We start from the raw sequence: 16,072 nt of genomic DNA, 5'->3' as shown, positions 1-16,072 counted from the left end.
ATGGCGGCTTGCAGTGCCACCGCTCTCTAGTATGCCATAAAGTGTATAAAACTACACACAAAGCATCTTAAACTGCTCAAAAAACTATCTAAAAGTTCTCGTAAAATATCTGAAACTACACGTAAACTACACTAAAACTGTTGTAAGTTATATAACACGTTTATAGTATCTCATGAAACTGAAAGATTGCTTCACATATCTCTTTCATAATTCGGAGGCTCAAATGGGCTTAATAAGCGCTATGCAAGGTTTTTGCGTAATTGGCATAGTAATTGCAGCTGGATATATTACAGCACGCATGCGTATTGGCGGACCTCAAGCTCAGATGGTATTAAATCGCGTAAGTTTCTTCGTTTCCAGCCCTTGTTTAATGTTTGCAATTCTTTCCAAACAGCCAATTTTTGAGATTTTTCATTCTTCGATTTTTGTTGCATTCTTTTCTGCAATGATTGTTGGATTAATTTTTGTTTTGCTAAATTGCGTATTCTTCCATCTTCCTGCATCTGATTGCACTATTGGTGCGCTTAATTCGCTTTATTTAAACTCGAACAATATTGGCCTTCCTGTTGCAACGTATATTTTAGGAAATCCTGCGCTTGTTGCTCCGATTTTGGTTATGCAACAGGCCGTGTTTACTCCTGTTGGTTTGACGGTTCTCGACATTACAACTACTGGAAAATGTTCACTTAAGCGCATTGCACAGCAGCCTTTAAAGCAGCCACTTTTAATTGGTTCGCTTGGTGGAATTATTATTTCTGCAATTTCCGCAAAAGTTGGCTATTTCCCTGTTCCTAATTTTCTTTACGATCCTATTAAAATGATTGGAGATTCTGCAGTTCCAATGATTTTAATGGCTTTCGGAATGTCTCTTTATGGCAGCAAGCCTTTGCAAAAGGATTCCAATCGCGCTGCCATTGCTGCAGTTGCGATTCTGAAAAACTTGATTATGCCAATTGTTGCGTTTTTGTTGGCTTATTTTGTTATGGGTTTCCGCGGAGCAACTTTGTATGCGTGCGTTGTGTTAGCTGCGCTTCCAACTGGTCAAAACGTGTACAATTACGCTGCCCGATACAATGTTGGCTTGAGTTTTGCTCGCGACGGCATACTATTTTCAACTATTACTAGCCCGATTTTTATTGCGGTAATCGCAGCGCTTTTAGGATGACTTTAGAAGCGACTGATACGAATGGTATGTGCACATTTCTGGACACATACCACTGGTGTATTCTTTATAAATGCTTGCTATAAGCAAACTTTTATAAATGCATCATCTCACGCTCTGGATTAAGGAACTTCGTGAACTTTACAGCCTTTAACAGCAAAGCTATGAGACATGGCAAAATTATCAACACAGGAATTGCAACAATAAAGAATCCTTCTGCTTCTATTAAGAAATATTCTGAAAATAGATATGGTAAATTTAAATAAGCGTTATGTATACCGAGTATAGTAACAACAAGATAATAAATATAACCAATTACAGCTGCTATGAAATTTATGAGAATATATTTCCAAAAACTTGCAGCTTTATATTTTGTCATCACCCACTGTAGTAGTTCTACAAGAATCATAAAAATAACTATCGATGAACGTTGCCAAAATAAGTCTTTAAAATAGATTAACACTACATAATAAATATGTTCCAAATGCGACGAATTTAATATGTAATATGTCGCAAATGCTAAAAAGTCAGTAACAAAAACTACTAAACCACATGCAACAGTAAAGAATCTTTTACGTAATACTTGAGCAAAACTAAGCATTATTGCAAGCGGAAATATGCAAGAAAAAATATCTTTCTCAATATAGTTAATCAACCGCATATTATCAAGAAAAAAATCTATTGATAAGACTTCTTGTAACCGTGAATCAAAAAAGGAACTAATTTCAAAATTATAAAAATTGAAAACAAATGCGAAAATCGCCGCTATGACAACAACTATAATTGCAGAAATAATTTCTTTAGCATTCCACCTAAAAGAAAACTTACGAGCTTGCTGTTCAATATAAGCAGGATTAAACCTACCATTTGCATAACCAGCTCTAGCCGCAAAAGGTGCACCTCCATACGGACGACCCATAGGAACACCACCATACGCAGGACGACCATACGGGCGACCCATAGGAGGCTGACCATACGGAGGCAGCTGGCTCATACGCGGCTGAGCAAACTGCGGCTGGACAAACTGCTGCTGACCAAACTGCTGCCCCATCTGCTGTGGATTCATCTGCGGCTGAACTGGCTGACCATAGGGACTAGCAAACTGAGGCTGCTGCTGCATTTGATTATGATACTGCGCCGACTGACCATACGACTGAGAATATGATTGGCCATACGATTGACCATTTTGAGAATAACCAGCATTACCAGCAACACCATTCATCTGATTTTTGCTCCGATAATCATCAACACCATTGTTGGAATCACTCATAGCAAACCTCCAAATCTAACACTCACTGTTAAAAATCTCTCTAATAAAACAGTCAGACGATAAAACAATCCAACAAAACTGTCAGCTTATTATACCTCCATCAACAAATTAACCCCACAAACCACACAAACTACGCAACTGAATAAGTACATTCAGCATTCCGTATACAAACCAAAATAATCAACAATTGCTTGCATAATTAATGACATTTACGTTACACCATATATAATTATGGCATACATTTATACAAGAGAAAAGTACAAAACCAACCAAAGGAATCAAAATGACTACAGCAACAACAGATATAGTAAACGTAAACTTTCGTGCAAAGAAAGAAGACAAACTCAACGCGGAACGAGTTTGCAAAGAACTCGGAATCTCTATGAGCGCCGCACTGAACGTGTTTATCAAAACAATTGGTCGCGAAAAAAGAATACCATTAGATTTTTCGTTAGACCCATTTTACTCACCATCAAATCAAGCATATTTAAAATCGCAGATTGAAGGCGTTAAAAATGGCACCATCAAGCTCGAAGAGCACGACTGCAAAGGCCATTACGACGATAAATAGTAAATCAGCCAATCAACCACATACTTTACGTGAATTCGGCTTAGTAAATCAATTTGCCTTACACAACTTGGAAGTCTACTTCCAAACTTCAGATCTCTTTGCGCAGCTACCTTCGCGATGCTATAGAATCAAGGCGCGCGCGATAATACAATCAAAACTGCGCGTGTGTCCGAAAACGCTTATAAATGCATCATCTCACGTTCTGGATTAAGGAACTTCGCAAGCTTTAAAACCTTTAGCGACCAAGCTAAAAGACATGTAACAAACACCAACATAAGAATCGCAAGAATAAAGAATACTGCTTCACCTAATAATAAACTCGAGATTGATGATGGTTCAAAATTAGACCAATTATTAATACAAATATCAAAAATAGCATTAGCAATGCAGAAAATTATAACTGATATGAAATTAACAATCATATATTTTAAATTACTTACAGGCTGATATTTGGTTATAAGCCATTGCAATATTTCTGCGAAAGCAAAGAAAATAACAATAGCGGCAGATTTCAGAAAATAGACCAAAATATCGTATCCAATAGTTCCAAAAGTATGAAAATTAAAAAATAGTGCCAAGAATACACTAACAGCAACAAAACCGCCGCCTGAAACAGTAAAGAATCTTTTACGTAAGATTTGCGAAAAACTAAGTATTATTACAAATGCAAGCATATATTCCACATAACATAGAATTTCAAACAAAACCTGCTGTAGGTTATTATATTTAAGAATATCTCTAATCATTCCCGATGCATTAGAACAGAAATCAATGCCACGAGACCCTGTAATAAAACTAGTAATACAAAAGGTGTTAATCGCTACTATTACAACAACTATGATCGAAGAAATATTTTCTTTAGCATTCCATGTAGAATAAAACTTACGAGCCTGCTCTTCAATATAAGCAGGATTAAACCTACCATTCACATAACCAGCTCTAGGAGCAAAAGTAGCACCGCGATACGAGCGACCAATAGGAGGCTGACCATACGGAGGCTGCTGACTCATACGCGGCTGGCCAAACTGCTGCTGACTCATCTGCTGTGGATTCATCTGCGGTTGAACTGACTGACCATACGGACTAACAAACTGAGGCTGCTGCTGCATCGGTTGATCATGATTCTGCGCCGACTGACAATACGCCTGACCATACGCCTGAGAATTTTGAGAATAACCAGCATTATCAGCAACAACACTACTGGAAGCATCATTACCAGCAACACCATTCATCTGATTTTTGCCCCGATAATCATCAACACCATCATTGAAATCACTCATAACAAACCTCCAAATCTAACACTCGCCATAACACTCACTGTTAAAAATCTCTCCCAAATAAAACAGTCAGCCGATAAGAATCATCCAACAAAACTGTCAGATTATTATACCTCCATCAACAAATTAACCCCACAAACAGTAACATTAAAAAACTCAATACTTCCCTATTAAAAAAGTCCACAAACACAGGCGCATTACCCAGTGATTGTGGACTTAATCGATGCTATAAAACAACCTCACACTATGCAATCACAATGCATGCTGAGCAAGAAGCAATTTGCACGCCTCTCGCACAACATCACCTACCTTCACACCCTGCTTATCAGCAGAAGCTTTTAAAGCCTCAGCGTCCTCAACAGATATACGGAAAGTTATAGGCAACATAGCTTCTTCATAAAGAGGAGGTCTACCAAGAGGCTTCTTAATATGCAAATTGCCAGCTTTCCCATGATAGATGCCTTTTTCGGCATCGCTTTCCCATTTATCAAGCATTTCATCAGTGACATCAACGCCACCTTCACCGCGAAAATTATCCATAATTACTCCTACTATCTCGTAGATATATTCCAATTATCTTCTACCAAAAATTTGTCTAATTTCTTCTTGGCTAAATCCCATCTCAGCAAGAAACTTTTTAGTTGCAGGAGCGACGTGAAAAATGATCCATTCCCCATCTTCACCCTTATATGCAATAAGTTCTGTAATAACTCCGCGCGAATCCCACGCAAGTGAAAGCATTTGACTAGGCTCATATTCACCTTGTCTGGGAAGCTCTCTACATGATGAGTTCCACATATTTATCACTTCAGTTTCTCTGAGCCAAGGTCGCTTTCGAATAACTCTAGGATGCACTAAAACCTTCATAAATAATATCTCCAACTCTCAATATTTTCGTATACGAAATGTTATCACATTGCATTAAAGTTCATCAACATACCTACACATAAAAACACAAGAAAAAAAAAACGAAAATAACAACCCTATCGCGACTTGGAAGTCTACTTCCAAACTGCATATCTCTTTGAGCAGCTACATTCGCGCAACTATCTTTGCGCAGCTACTTCATTAGATAATTCGTTAAGTATAGCTTTTCTAGTCCACGCACTCACAGTCATCTTTCTACGCTTCGCATCAGCCTCAATTAAATGCCAAACAGTATCACTCAACCTAACAGTACGCGGCTTCAATGGCTGAGTTTCATCTTCCCAAGCTCTTCCAGAAAACTCTGTAACAATAGCACCAGAAAAATTGTCTTCTGCTTCCTTAGCCCACTTATCAACAATATCGTCCGTAATAACGAATCCGTTTTCTGCCGTATACGTATTACCACTCATCTTGCATCCCTTATCTCTTGTAAAAATCCTTTTGTAAGCCGATTGGCATGAATTATAAGTATTGCATTGCTTTCAAGCTTTACAAAAACAAGCTCTATTTCATGACCGTCGCTATCAAATCCTATTGTTGCCCATCGCGGCGGTTCTGCAATACGGTCTCTATATCTAATAATTGCACCATTTGATCCAGTTTCATACGCTTCAATGATTTGCTTATTTGCAAGTCCATGAGTGCGAGCATGAGGATGAATAATAATGCGCATACACTACAGCATACACTACAGCATACAAATCAACAATTAAGAAAAAACAACAAGCGACATACTGAAAGTATTCATTAACATAAAAGCGTTGAAAACACTACGGTTTTGCCATATGCATTTCACGAAATCAAAGGTAAAAATATGCCGGATTTTCACGAAAATCAAGGTATTATTTCTCTAAATCTTCACGAAATCAAAGGTAAATTTAGGGCAATTTTTCACGAAATCAAGAGTATCGCGCGATTTTAGACTTAGCGCAAAGCATGCAAAATCGGGAAGATTTTACCGAAAATGTTGCTCAAAATGGCAAAATCAACAACAAAAAGCGGAAATAGCGCGCAGAATTAAAAGTGATTAAACTCAATTTTTTATCACGGAATCCAAACTCTTTATTCCAGAATTATTCAAATTCTCAAGAGATAAAATCTGCGTTCGAGCCAAATTTCTAAGTTCCACCATTCGATCAGCCTGTGGCAAACCCTTAGAAATCAAAACAGCGTTATAGCTTTCCATATTCGCCAATACTAGAAGTTCATTAATACTCGCCTCGTCTCGAATGTTGCCTTTTGACTTAGGATTTGCATCTCTCCATTGTCTAGCAGTCTTATTAAACAATGCAACATTTAACAAATCTGCTTCATTTGCATACTTATACATCAACTGCTCAGAAGTCAAATCCTTCAACAAATATTCCTTAATAGCATCCGTATGAATCTTGTAATTAATCTTCGAAATCTCACGATTCAAATTCCAATTCAGCGAAAGCCTTGAGTTCTCATCAGATTTAAGTCTTTGATAATCTTTGATAATATATAGTTCGAATTCTGCTGAAATCCAAGCCGCAAACTTAAATGCTATATCTTTATGAGCGTAAGTTCCACCATACTTACCAGATTTGGAAACTATGCCAATAGCATTTGTTGATTCTACCCATCTTTTAGGAGATAAAGTAAAAGCATTAGAACCAGCCTCATTCTTAAAGGAGTCGAATTCGACCCCTTTAAAATCCGGATTATTAATACTCTCCCACAATCCCAAGAACTCAATAGTATTCTTCACTCTCAGCCAGTTTTTAACAACATCTTTAGGCTCTTCTTTGTTTTTATATCTCGCAATATCGGTTAAACTAACGTAATCATTCCTAAAATCTTCCGTATAAACCTGAATTGTAAAGCCTTTTGCTTCAATAGTTTCTTTTTAATTTTCGACATATTAGACATAATATTCCCCTAATTTTTGCGCAAGTTTTTTACGTAATTATTTTATTTACTTGCTTAGTTTGCTTTATTTCTATGCGCTTAACACAAAACCCCTAAATCACAAACAAAACTACAAAATCTCGCAAAGCCATAAACTTCTAACAACTAGCAGAAAACTAGCATGCATCAGCGCATAAATATGATTTTATAAGATTTCATAGATTAAAAGCAACGCAAACACGTAGACAAAACAAAAAAGTTAATTCCCAAAACAATACTCTAAATAAAATTTCGCAAGTTGGAAGTCTACTTCCAAACCGCAGATCTCTTTGCGCAACTATATTCGCGACGCTACCTTCGAACAACTATCTTCGCGATGCTACTTTTGAGAAGCGAGCGAATCGAGGCGAGCGCGGAATGACGGCCAATCCGTGCGCATTGCCGTAAGCAACTTCAGCTTAGGCACGTCGTCAATCGGCACCCACTTAATTTCCATACTCTCGTCGTCATGCGCGCAAGGATCCACACTATGCCCAGGCTTCTCAAACGCAAAAACCGTTGTATAACGCCAGTTTCCGTGATCTTCGCGGTAAGCTCCAACAACTTCAATATCTCCCGAAGTAATATTTGCTTCCTCGAAAGACTCACGCAATGCGCCTTCAATCGCACTTTCGCCATCAGAAATTGCGCCACCAGGGATACCCCAAGTGCCACCTTCGGCGCTCCAAAGCGCGCGATGTTGCATCACAACGTGCGTAACGCAACCAGTTTCTGCATCTCTCCTAGCAAGCAGCACTCCTGCAGCACCGTTATGACCCCAGTGTCTGCGACCACAATTGCAATGCACCCAGCCATCTCCCGGCTGGTGCACATTTTCTTTAGGTACCTCTGTGGAAGTCGGATCGTTCTTTTCGCCAACTTCTTCCAAGCTTTCCTTATTCCACAAATCCGGCCAAGCGTATCCAAGCTCCGAAACCATCTGCCTAAGCAGCGGCAAGCTGATTCCAAGAACACCGTGCGGATCTCCATTAATGCTTTCAATGAAAGCTCCACCAAAACCTTCTAGCGTAAAGGATCCTGCAACTTCCAGAGGCTCTCCAGTTGCTACATACGCGCGAATTTCCGCGTCACTCATTTGCGCAAAAGTTACACTTGCATGACTTGTTTTGCAAACAGTTTTGCCGGTTTTTGCGTCGATTAAGCAGTGACCAGTCCACAATTGTCCTGTTTTTCCGCTCATCTGCTTGATCCGCTCAAACGCAACTTCTGGAGTATGCGGCTTTCCGTAGCATTCGCCATCGAGCAGGAACATAGAATCGCAGCCAACAATCAGCACACCGCTACAATCATTAGAAGATTTATTCGTATACGCAAAATCGTGAATATCGAAAGTTTTTGTAGGAACAGTAACGCCTGAAAAATCGCGAGTTTGCGCCGTATCTACGTTATGCGTTACATCTGATTGCGAATCGCTTGCTAAAACATTATTAGAGGATTCAGAAGTTTCAGAAGATTCAGTTTCAGCAGATTCAGATTCAGCAGATTTAGCTTCCAGCGGATACCCCACAACTAAATCGCCACTAGCACTCGCCGCCGCATCTGCCACAAGTTTCCACGCATTGTACACAGCTTTAGCTTTTGCGCGAGCCAAAATAGAAACTCGCTGCTCAGCACTCAACTGCTCAACGCTTGTACCTCGCTCACTAGCGGCATCACGCAAAGCAGCCGGCTCATCCACTTCGCTTACGTGAATTACCGGAATCACGCCAGCCGACGCCAAAACCGCTCTACGCGCTGGAGACTGTGAGGCCAAAATCAACGAAACTGTCATATCTTACTCTTCCTTTTTACAACTTCGCACAAATCATTCGCGATTTATTGCAACGCCATTAGAATCAACCTGCACATGCAAAACGCGCCAGCCTGTGCGCGAAAGCCACGGCTCTGCAATTGCGTCGATTTTTTGAGCCGCACTCTTTTTATACTCAGCGTCTCCTGCATAAAATACAGCAACGCACGATCCTGCTCCCGAAATCGCTGCCGCAAAACCATGTTCGCGCAACGTCTCCACAAGCTTCCACGAATCTTTCATAAGATTTGCACGATACGTTTGATGAAGAGCATCTTGAGTTGCTGCAAAAAGTAACGCATTTCGCGAAATATAAGATTTTACTGTGCCTAATTTATTTTCAGAATCACTATTTAACTCACCAAAAGCAACCGGTAACATTGCAGCTCGCGATACATTAAATATTGCGTCACCATACGGCACTTTTGCCGGAAGCGCACGCCTAGCAAGCTCTGTAGAAAGCTCGAAATCAGGAACAAATACCGACACAGAAATATCCTGCGAAACTTTGTATCGTACCGTATGAAAACCGGTAGAAAGCGGAGCTTCACAATCTCCAGCCACACGCACAGAGCCTTTGCCTTCCCCAGCATCAAGCTTCCAACTCATCGTCAACCCGCCAAAAACAGCAGGAGCAACATTGTCTGGATGGCCTTCAATTGCGGCCGCGATTTCGAAAATCGCTTCGCGATTAAGATCACCTTCATGCGCAAAAGCCCAGGCAGCAGCAACAGCAGCCACAATCGCTTCTGCAGACGAACCCATACCGCGCGCTTGCGGAATCTGATTATGCGCTTCTAACGTAAATCGTAAGTTTGGCAAACCAAATATTTTGCAAGCTTTGCGAAAAGTCGATACAACTAGATGCGTTTCATCTTTTGGAAGCGTATTCTCGCCTTCGCCGTGAATAATTACGCGCACATTTCCAGCATAATCAAGCGAATCAAGCGAATTTTTAGACTGATTATCATCCAGAGTAAATACTAAAGAATCCGCATAATCAAGCGCAATACCGGCTGTATCAAACCCAGAACCAAGATTTGCGCTAGTTGCTAGCACGCGCACGGAAACACTATTACATACTGGATTCATACAATCACCTTCTCGCTTTTCACTTTATAACGCGCAAAACTAGAGGCTTTCCGCACACAACGTCCAACTTCTGCAAATCCTCGCAAATAGCTTGAACCGCAGCTTCCGAACATTCGCGCACAAGCACACGCATGCTGCCAGGACCACCAAGACCGCACTCTGGGCAATCCGAATCACCATTAGTTTGCGCATACTTAGCTTGGCATGCCGAAGCCAAACGCTCAGCTGCAACGCCATGATCTGCAAAAACATCCATAACTTCGCTGCACAACGCCAAAGAAGTATCTTCCATGTTGCAACGAATTACAAAATCTGCTTTAGTTTTCTCGCTAGAAGCCGGCACATACTTGTTGTACATTGGCACGCCAAAACCGGAGCATCCGCGCACAATATTTCTAGCTTCGCTAACAACATCTCCAACAACAGCGCTGGCAGTTGGAGCGCCGCCGGCACCGCGTCCGTAGAACATCAAGTCATCGGCAGCTTGAGCTTTCACAAACACAGCGTTGAAACTGCCATGAACCGATGCCAAAGGATGTTCCGCGTTAACAAGAGCCGGATAAACACTAACGCTTACTCCAGCATCTGCTCTTACTCCGCAATCTGCGCTTACGCCGCCATCTGTGTTCGACTCGCCGTCATCATGCCTTTCAACTGCCGCAAGCAACTTAATTACACGATCTTCCGCACCTGCAGCTGCAATATCTTCAGCCGTAATCGCACTAATTCCTTCAACGGAAACATCGTCAATGCTTACTGGCATTTGGAATGCGAGAGTCGCAAGAATCGCAGCTTTATTTGCAGCGTCGAAACCTTCAACATCTCCAGTTGGATCCGCTTCCGCATAACCCTTTTCTTGAGCTGCGCGTAAAGCCGAGTCAAAATCAAGTCCGCGCACAGTCATTTCATCAAGAATATAGTTAGTAGTTCCGTTTACGATTCCGAAAATTTGCGTAATTTCGTCACCAATAAGTGACTCTCGAAGCGGTCGAACAATAGGAATCGCTCCTGCTACAGCCGCCTCAAAGTACAAGTCAACTCCGTGACTTTCTGCACACTCATATAATTCCGGACCAAACTTTGCGAGCAGCGCTTTATTAGCTGTCACAACAGATTTTTTGTGACTCAGCGCGCTTTTTACAAAAGTATGCGCAGGCTCAAGTCCGCCAATAAGCTCGATTACAATATCAACGTCCTCGCGAGCGCACAAAGAGGCAGTATCCGTAGTTAATAATTCACGCTTAATCCAAGGAGCGTCAACTTCTTCCGGATGCAAGCATGCAACTCCTGCAAGCTCAATATTTGCGCCAATTCTAGCCGCAAGCTCTTCACTCTGCTCAACTATAAGTCGTGCAGTTTGCGAACCAACCGTGCCTGCGCCAAGCAATCCAACGCGAATAGTTTTCGTATTGTTTTGTGTCATATCAACCCTTACTAAAATTTGCACTTATAATTTGCACTTATAAAATTACGATTATCAAGTTGCGCTCATTCAATTCAGCGCTCATAAAATTCAGCAACCATCGAACAACATCACCACAAGAATCCAACAGTTCCAAGTCGCAAAAAGTCTCGATCCATCAAAAAGTCTCGATCAATCAAAAGAACAAAACTCATCTCTCATAAAAGAACGGAAACTACGCTCATGAATACTGTAATCGCAAGAAATGCTATAACTCCAATATTGCCATACAACGTACGAATTCCATCTTTTTTAGATAATTCTTTAGGCGATTCAAAGAATACAAGATACTTACGGCAGCGAATAAGCAAAACAACGCCTACTATAAGCATGGCAATCATAAACATCCCATAAATTCCAGCTAGAATAAAACCGGTTGGCAGGCTAGCTAATTCCTGTCTCGACATCTTTTCTACGTCAATCATATTTCCGCTTGCATCAACCAGCTGCTTTTCCAACCACATGGCAACGATACTTCCTTGGAAGTTAATTATCATATGCAAGAAAATGGTGTAACGAAGTCGCGAAGTACGCATATACATATAGCCAAACACTAAGCCTAAGCCAAATGCGTAGAAGAATTGGAATAGATTTGTATGGAATAGAGCGAACGCTAAAGCAGAAAATACTATAGCTCGTTTTTCTCCGTATACGCGAAGCTTGTCAATAAGCTGTTTTCTAAACAGAAACTCTTCTACAAGTGGCGCCAAAATAACAACAAAGACGAAGGTTTCTAAAGTATCGCTTGAAGATATGAGATCAGATACTCGATCTTCCGCGCCTCCACCAGAAATAGCAGAAGACATTACTACGCCTATGATATTACCCAAAAACATGATTGGAATACTCACGCAGAAGAATCCAATAAAATGCTTGAATTTCATAGGCATTTGTTTCACTCGTAGAGTTGGGACAAAATGCATTACGATTAAAGCTAGCGGCAAAGCAATAGCATATTGCGAAATATCAGATATGAGGAATGTGTATAGTGAACTTCCAAGTACTTTTTCTAACGAATACATATCAAAAAATATTTTGATAGCAAAAGAAGCAGCAATCCAAACAATGAGCAATAAACACAACGAAGCGCCAAGTATACACTGATTACGCTTAGCTACAGCATAAATTTTATCCCGTTCGTGTTCAAACATTGCTATTCCTCTCATATATGTAAATTTCGGATTTTATAACTATTTTTACTTAATCTACTTAACTTGATTTAACTTCAATTAGTCCAGATTAAACTAACCCAACTGCAATTAGATTATCCTAACTTAGCTTAGATTAAATCAACTTAACCCAAATCAACTTAGAACGCCTTCAATAAGCTTTGTGATTAAATCACTGTAGCTTATTCCAGTTGCTTCCCAAGCTTTTGGATACATGGAAATCGGCGTAAATCCAGGCATTGTGTTGATTTCATTAAGAATTACGCGCCCGTCTTTAGTTACGAAAGAATCCACGCGACTAAGCCCACGACCGTCTGCTGCTTTGAACGCTGCAAGCGCTGTTTTGCGAACTCGCTGCAAAGTTTCTTCCGGCAGATTTGCTGGAACTTCAACGTGTGAAGCTGCAGAATCCATGTATTTGCTGTCAAAATCGTAGAACTGATCTTCACCAGCCTCGCGCTTGTCTAGCACAACTTCTCCAGGCCAGCTTGCTTGAGGCTCGTCGCCGTCGCGAGCTGCAAGAACCGCGCACTCGATTTCGCGCGCGTCAATTCCCTGCTCTACTAACACTCGCCAATCGTGCTTCGAAGCTTCATAAACTGCATCTGCTAAAGCTTTAGCATCGCGCGATTCCACTTTTGTAACTCCAAAGCTAGATCCTGCACGGCTTGGCTTCACGAAAAGCGGATACTCGAGTTTTGCTTCATCAACTTGCGCAAGAATTTCATTTTCGTATGCAGCAAAGCGATTTACAGCATCGCCCGCAAATTTTCGCGCATCTAAAGCGATTCCAGGAGCCACGGCAATTCCAGCTGCCTTAAAAAGTTGCTTCGCGTAATACTTATCCATGCATGCAGCTGAAGCCAATACTCCGCAACCAACGTATGGAACTTGCATCATTTCAAGCAAGCCTTGCAAAGTTCCATCTTCGCCATTGGGACCGTGAAGAACTGGGAAAACTGCGTCAATATGACCCAAACTTGTAAGCGTGCCGTCCGACTCGCGCACTAAAAATCCGTCTGCTCCCTTAGCTGGGTCAAGCACAACATCGCGCGTTTCAGCGGTTTTTGTGATTACCGGCAGCTCGCCTTCTTCCATGCGGAAGTTTCGCGGATCTTCGCCACCAACAATCCACTCGCCTTTTTTAGTAATCGCAATGCGAATAATATCAAAACGACTTTCGTCAACAGCACTGAGTACTCCAGCAGCAGATATGCAAGAAATCGAATGCTCGTCTGCTTTACCGCCGTACAAGAACACTACACGCTTTTTCGTCATTTTTTTCCTTTAGATTATTTTTTGATTATTTTAGATTTTTTAATTATTTCGGATTACTTTCGCGCTTTACTACTCTTCGCAAACGTCGTCATCGAAAAGCATTGCGAGCATTTCTTGGCAGGATATTCCTTCTTCCAGCACGCGAGCCATTGCGCTTGCAAGCGGAGTTTCAACGCCCAAACGCTTGCCCATTGCCACTACTGCACTCGTGGTTGGCACGCCTTCCGCAACGCCATTGCTTACAGCAGTTGCTTCTTCAACGCTCATTCCTTTACCGAGATTTGAGCCAAAAGTATAGTTGCGGCTTAGAGGAGATCCGCAAGTTGCGACTAAATCGCCGAAGCCTGCAAGACCTGCAAAAGTGCGAGAATCTGCACCTTCTGCAACGCCCAATGCCGTCAACTCTGCAAGCCCACGCGTTTCAATCATAGCTGCAGTGTTTTCGCCGTATCCTGCGCCTCGAGCCATACCAACTGCGAGCGCAACCACGTTTTTAAGAGATCCGCACATTTCTACGCCGATCACATCGGTTGACACGAATGCTTTAAAGTAGCTATTTGAGCATGCTTTTGCAACTACTTCTGCTTGAGATTTTTCTGCGCAAGCAACTACTGCTGCAGCAGGATGGCGAGATGCAACTTCCTTACTTAAGTTTGGACCAGAAAGTGCAGCAAAACGATTACGCGGCAAGTTCAATGCTTCGCACACAACTTCATCCATGCGTTTGCCAGTTGAGCGCTCAATGCCTTTCATAAGCGAAACAACAATCGCATTTTGCGGAATAAGACCAACAAATTCTGCTAATGCAACGCGGGCAAATTGCGCTGCAATCGCCACAACTACAATATCTGCATTTGCAACAGCCTCAGCACGATCCCCAGTTGCCGTCATGTTGTCTGGCAGTTTTTCAACGCTTGGCAAGCGCACGCCGTTATGATGATGGTCGCGAATTCCTTCAACGATTTCCGGCTCAATTGCCCACATCGTCACTTGATTTCCTGCGTCCGCAAGTACTTGTCCAAAAGCAGTTCCCCAAGCACCAGCACCCAACACCGTAACGTTCATTATTTACGCCTCAACTTTCGGTTGTAAATCATTGCCTTATACTTTGTCTATTTGTCTATATGTCTATATTTTTACGATTTTTAGACCTGTAATTATTGGCTTTAATCACACTATTACATAATTCTACACACGACGCTTTACGGCGATCATTCGCGATTTAAAAATTTTATTCTTCTTTAACTCGCTTCATAAGCTTATAGTCAAAGTATCCTTCTGGTGATTTTTCACCGCGAATTTCTTCCATAATTTGCGTCATACGCACTCGCACACGTCTAGCCAGTTCTTCAGCAGATTCCATTGGAGGCAATTCTCCCCAATTTTCGCTGCCTTCTAGTAGATCAGAATAATCAAGCCGCGAATCGTAACACATAACTACATTTTTCTTTGGCCATGGCCACCAGTGGTTAATACTTGCAGCACCCCATGTTACAGCGCAAAATAGTGGTATTTGATGCCCGAGTCTGCGCGATGCTTCGAGAGCGATTATTCCGATTCCAGGCTTCATGCTCATAGGCCATTTTTTAGGATCTCGTGTTAAAGTTCCTTCAGGCCAGACGCTTAGAGGTCTTCCGTTTGTGAGGATTTTAATAGATTCTTCTTCAATTTCGCGCGCTTTCCCACTTCTGCGAGGAACCGGCTGCATACCTACTAGCTGGAACCATTTTCCTAAAATCGGCCAGTGCGCAAGTTCTGCTTTTGCCATGTAACGAGGCCTACGTCCTTGATGGAACAACGCAGTCATAGGTATGAAAACGTCGAACATAGTCACGTGTGTGCAAGCGGTAATAAACACGCCTTCTTCTGGCACGTTTTCCAATCCCCAAGCCTTTACTTTGCAGCGCGAACGCAATACGCGCGACGTTCCTTCAAGTAATCTTTCAGCAGCTTTAGGATTTTGCGCGTCAATTTCAGCCTGGTTTGGCTTTCGCTCACCAGTTGGGTAATAATACGTTGGGTCAACTAAATCATGTTTGCTAGCTAAAAGCTTTACTTGCTCATCGCTGAGTGGTTTTACTGCGCTTCTTGGCGAAGGTTTTCCTTTTGATACCATACCTTCTATTGTGCAGCATGCTATAAA

Annotated in this window: 16 protein-coding genes; 2 read left to right on the top strand and 14 right to left on the bottom strand. The window is 41.6% G+C overall.

The genetic code is table 11. The annotated features are described in order from the left end of the window. Positions 1–223 precede the first annotated feature (223 nt). On the top strand, positions 224–1,165 hold the full coding sequence (locus HXT51_RS05550; protein ID WP_421776371.1) for an AEC family transporter: 942 nt from the start codon (positions 224–226) through the stop codon (positions 1,163–1,165). Positions 1,166–1,256: 91 nt separating this feature from the next. Here the strand turns inward: HXT51_RS05550 and HXT51_RS05545 are convergent, their stop codons facing one another. After that, on the bottom strand, positions 1,257–2,432 hold the full coding sequence (locus tag HXT51_RS05545; RefSeq protein ID WP_421776370.1) for a hypothetical protein: 1,176 nt from the start codon (positions 2,430–2,432) through the stop codon (positions 1,257–1,259). Between the two features lie 283 nt (positions 2,433–2,715). Between HXT51_RS05545 and HXT51_RS05540 the strand changes: the two genes are divergently transcribed. Further along, positions 2,716–3,003, top strand: a complete 288-nt coding sequence (locus tag HXT51_RS05540; protein ID WP_421776369.1) for a type II toxin-antitoxin system RelB/DinJ family antitoxin — start codon at positions 2,716–2,718, stop codon at positions 3,001–3,003. Positions 3,004–3,182: 179 nt separating this feature from the next. Here the strand turns inward: HXT51_RS05540 and HXT51_RS05535 are convergent, their stop codons facing one another. The 13 genes from HXT51_RS05535 to HXT51_RS05475 form a co-directional block, all read right to left on the bottom strand. Beyond that, a complete protein-coding gene (locus HXT51_RS05535; protein WP_421776368.1) occupies positions 3,183–4,283 on the bottom strand; it encodes a hypothetical protein in 1,101 nt (366 codons plus the stop codon). 249 nt (positions 4,284–4,532) lie between these two features. Further along, positions 4,533–4,820 (bottom strand): toxin-antitoxin system antitoxin subunit, encoded by a 288-nt coding sequence (locus HXT51_RS05530; protein WP_103084656.1) that lies wholly within the window; start codon positions 4,818–4,820, stop codon positions 4,533–4,535. A 33-nt stretch (positions 4,821–4,853) separates the two neighbouring features. Beyond that, positions 4,854–5,078, bottom strand: a complete 225-nt coding sequence (locus HXT51_RS05525; protein WP_421776367.1) for a hypothetical protein — start codon at positions 5,076–5,078, stop codon at positions 4,854–4,856. A 248-nt stretch (positions 5,079–5,326) separates the two neighbouring features. Continuing rightward, positions 5,327–5,617: a hypothetical protein gene (locus HXT51_RS05520; RefSeq protein WP_421776366.1), complete on the bottom strand. Its 291-nt coding sequence runs from the start codon at positions 5,615–5,617 to the stop codon at positions 5,327–5,329. Further along, entirely contained in the window at positions 5,614–5,880 is a 267-nt protein-coding gene (locus HXT51_RS05515; RefSeq protein WP_421776365.1) for a hypothetical protein, read from the bottom strand. Before HXT51_RS05515 ends, HXT51_RS05520 begins: the two co-directional genes overlap by 4 nt. Positions 5,881–6,240: 360 nt before the next feature. Next, positions 6,241–7,068: a KilA-N domain-containing protein gene (locus HXT51_RS05510; RefSeq protein WP_421776830.1), complete on the bottom strand. Its 828-nt coding sequence runs from the start codon at positions 7,066–7,068 to the stop codon at positions 6,241–6,243. A 390-nt stretch (positions 7,069–7,458) separates the two neighbouring features. Continuing rightward, entirely contained in the window at positions 7,459–8,910 is a 1,452-nt protein-coding gene (locus HXT51_RS05505; RefSeq protein WP_421776364.1) for a Maf family nucleotide pyrophosphatase, read from the bottom strand. A 33-nt stretch (positions 8,911–8,943) separates the two neighbouring features. Beyond that, positions 8,944–10,020, bottom strand: coding sequence for a homoserine kinase (locus HXT51_RS05500; RefSeq protein WP_421776363.1), 1,077 nt, complete (start codon positions 10,018–10,020; stop codon positions 8,944–8,946). A gap of 19 nt (positions 10,021–10,039) precedes the next feature. Then, positions 10,040–11,443, bottom strand: a complete 1,404-nt coding sequence (locus HXT51_RS05495) for a homoserine dehydrogenase (RefSeq protein ID WP_421776362.1) — start codon at positions 11,441–11,443, stop codon at positions 10,040–10,042. A gap of 197 nt (positions 11,444–11,640) precedes the next feature. After that, positions 11,641–12,633, bottom strand: coding sequence for a CPBP family intramembrane glutamic endopeptidase (locus tag HXT51_RS05490; protein ID WP_415692650.1), 993 nt, complete (start codon positions 12,631–12,633; stop codon positions 11,641–11,643). Positions 12,634–12,786: 153 nt separating this feature from the next. Continuing rightward, the gene (locus HXT51_RS05485) at positions 12,787–13,929 is read right to left on the bottom strand and encodes a D-alanine--D-alanine ligase family protein (protein WP_415692649.1); all 1,143 of its coding nucleotides are present in this window, start codon (positions 13,927–13,929) and stop codon (positions 12,787–12,789) included. A 69-nt stretch (positions 13,930–13,998) separates the two neighbouring features. Further along, positions 13,999–14,994, bottom strand: coding sequence for an NAD(P)H-dependent glycerol-3-phosphate dehydrogenase (locus HXT51_RS05480; RefSeq protein ID WP_103084644.1), 996 nt, complete (start codon positions 14,992–14,994; stop codon positions 13,999–14,001). A 166-nt stretch (positions 14,995–15,160) separates the two neighbouring features. Then, positions 15,161–16,045 (bottom strand): lysophospholipid acyltransferase family protein, encoded by an 885-nt coding sequence (locus tag HXT51_RS05475; protein ID WP_421776361.1) that lies wholly within the window; start codon positions 16,043–16,045, stop codon positions 15,161–15,163. Positions 16,046–16,072 lie beyond the last annotated feature (27 nt).

This window comes from Gardnerella sp. KA00255 (genome assembly GCF_049244095.1).
Lineage (GTDB): Bacteria > Actinomycetota > Actinomycetes > Actinomycetales > Bifidobacteriaceae > Bifidobacterium > Bifidobacterium vaginale_F.
This window is presented reverse-complemented; position numbering and strand designations above follow the sequence as displayed.